We start from the raw sequence: 3246 nt of genomic DNA, 5'->3' as shown, positions 1-3246 counted from the left end.
CAGCGAAGAGAGGTTCCGAATTCCAGAGATTACCTGAGTAAGTAACATGTTCCGGCAGATCAACATAGAAAGAGTTCTCATTTATCAGATTATTACGCATAACCACATCATAAGCTACACCATATATCTCATTATTCAGAAATAGTTGAGTATTCATGTCCGGATTATAAATGATATTATTACTCAATTCTGCCCTGCCAAATACACTCATCATATTCCCAAATCCAGTATTATTTGCGATTGTGCAGTTCGCAATATTCATTGACTGATAGCGGTGCTGCAGATAAATTTCTGCAAAAGCCCAGCTTGTATAGGTTATGTTATTATTCATCACAAGTGTATTAGTCAAATCAAGCTTGCGATCAATAGAGCTCTCACTTATACTTTGATAATAAATTAAATAAGCATCTTGAGCAGAGCAATTAGAGATAATTGCATTTCTTACGACTACGTCAGAAGAACCAAGATAAATTCCGGTATAAGAACCACCATCACCAATTATATTTAAATTATCAATTATCAAATTATTAATAACACTCTCTGTATTATCGCCATATATTACGCCAATTATTGAATTTTGATCATTTTCTGCATTTTTTACTATTACATTTTCAGTTAAACAGTATTTTGAATAATAAAATGCTATACCACTAACCCAGGAACCTAAGCAGTTTTCTATAATTAAATTTTTGAACGCAATATCTTTTGAATTCTGACAAATGATTGCTCCTGATATGTCATTTGATCGGCAATTTATTAAGCCGATATCAATTATCTCAATATTTTTCTGGTTTAAGATAGAAAAAAACAAACTGTAATAATCACAATCAATTATTGTATTCTCCATTCCAGCACCTTGTAACCTGATATCAGATTTCACGGCAAAAGGAAATATCTGCTCATTTTGAGAATACGAATAATTCCCTTCTGCCAGATGAATAGTATTGGGATTCAGGCTGTCCGGTTCTATAATCTGCATAGCAAAAGCGATTGTCTGTAATGGTTCATCTTCATTTAGTCCGGAATTATTATCATCCCCCCATGGTGAAACATAAAGATCATAATTTTCTAAAGAAAAATAGCTGCTTTCACAATTAATGGAGATCTCGGGAGATAATCGCTCTGAAATATAAAAAAAATCCGGTTCAGTTATAATAGCACTACCCACATCCAAATTAATTTCCAAAGGCTCAGTGTATCTATGAAAATACATATCCATTCCCATAGCTGCAATGTTATCATAAATACTGCAGCGATTAACCTGATCAAAAGTAACAGTACATTCGCTAAAATAAATTCCTCCTCCTGATACTGTAGTTCTATTATGAAAAATGTTTACATTACTTAAATAACAATTTGATCCTTCATCTATAGATAATCCCCCCCCCCCACGAGAAAAGCAGTTTCTCATGATACAATTCATTACATTAACCTCACAATTTTCTTCTATGCAGATTCCACCTCCCGGATTCAATGGAAAATCATCCAGAGGAATATTCAAACCCTCTTCATTATTGATCAAAGTAAAACCATTCACTTCTGCAGTTTCTTCATTATCGATCATAATACAGCTTCCCAGGTAATTTCCATCAATAATAGTAGAATCGATGTAAACCTGCATTGGGTCTATTGCATAAAGACTTGCAAGAGTTATTTTGTGTCCATTGAGATTGATATTCTCATAGTATCTACCCTGATGCACTAATACCGTATCTCCATCTGCTGAAGCATTAATTGCTTCCTGAATGAGCTGATACTCACAAGAACCATCAATATCAACTTCCAGAATATCACTAAACAGTAATATGGGAAAACACACCATTAAAATTAATAAGAATATTACCTTCATATTTTCATTTCCTTCCAAAACATCCTGCCGTCCCTTTCGGGACGACAGGTATTACATTCATATTTTCCAAATCACGAGTTATCGAAGATCCTCCGTAGTTGTAACGAAGGAGGACGAGTTTTATGCTGCATTTCTATCATTTAAGGATCAGCAGTTTATTAGCTCCGATAATTTCATGGGATACTGATAATGTATAGAAATAAACACCAGCAGCTACTGTCTTTCTTTGTTCATTTCGGCAATCCCAGACGGTGGAATATGCTTCTCCCCGCTGAGTTTCTCTGCTTGCCAGTCCGGCTATACGCGCCAGTCCGCTTAAGCTTACGTTCAGCTTTATAGATTTAACTTTCTGACCCCTGATATTATAGATTTCAATCAGTGGATCATCTATTGGTATATCTGGTAGTGTAAATTCCAGGAAGACATTACCTCTACTATTATCCAGATATACCGGATTGGGATAACTGCTTATTTTACATTTTACATTTTCAATTTTACATTCAGTATTGCCCACATGAGGAGGTGCGCCATACTCATAACAGCCCATATCAATAATATCATTCCAGACCCGTTCATTTCCAGCTAAGTCCATTGGTGGTATATTCAATCCCAGCGTATCAGGCGTCCCGGCATCAATACAAGGTGAACCTTCACTCAGCTGATAATACAAAGGTATATCATCTGGTAGATAGGGATAACACTCTCCAGCGAAGAGAGGTTCCGAATTCCAGAGATTACCTGAGTAAGTGACATGTTCAGGCAGATCAACATAGAAAGAGTTCTCATTTATCAGATTATTACTCATAACCACATCATAAGCTACACCATATATCTCATTATTCAGAAATAGTTGAGTATTCATGTCCGGATTATAAATAATATTATTACTCAATTCTGCCATCCCGAACACACTCATCATTGTGCCAAACCCATGGTTATTAGCGATTGTGCAATTAGCAATATTCATTGACTGATAGCGATGCTGCAGATAAATTTCTGCAAAAGCCCAGCTTGTATATGTTATATTATTATTAAAGATTAGTGTATTTGTCAGATCAAGGTTATTGGCACTTGTAATTTCTTCAATATTCTGATAATCTATTAAATAAGCATCATGAGCTGAACAATTTGATATTATAGTATTCCGGACTGACACATCTGAGAAACTTAAGAATAATCCTACTTCTGAGCCTGCATCACCAACAATTGAAAGATTATCAATTATTACACTATTAATTGTTATATCATTAGAATAATCATGAATTCCTATAGTAGAATATTCGTCATTTGCTGCATCCCGGATTATTACATTTTCCACAATGATCCCTGTATTTCGCGAAAAGCTTAATCCACTTGTTGACGAGCATAGACTATTTTCAATTAACATATTTTTGAAA

The 3246-nt window shown here is 34.8% G+C and carries 2 protein-coding genes; both read right to left on the bottom strand.

Translation table 11 applies throughout. The features are described from left to right. Positions 1-1849: hypothetical protein (locus RAO94_13265; protein ID MDP8323312.1), on the bottom strand; the 1849-nt coding region annotated here is incomplete at its 3' end. A 136-nt stretch (positions 1850-1985) separates the two neighbouring features. Further along, a partial coding sequence (locus tag RAO94_13260) for a choice-of-anchor Q domain-containing protein (GenBank protein ID MDP8323311.1) occupies positions 1986-3246 on the bottom strand: 1261 nt, incomplete at its 5' end.

Origin of the sequence: Candidatus Stygibacter australis (assembly GCA_030765845.1) — a bacterium.
GTDB classification, from domain to species: domain Bacteria; phylum Cloacimonadota; class Cloacimonadia; order Cloacimonadales; family TCS61; genus Stygibacter; species Stygibacter australis.
This window is presented reverse-complemented; position numbering and strand designations above follow the sequence as displayed.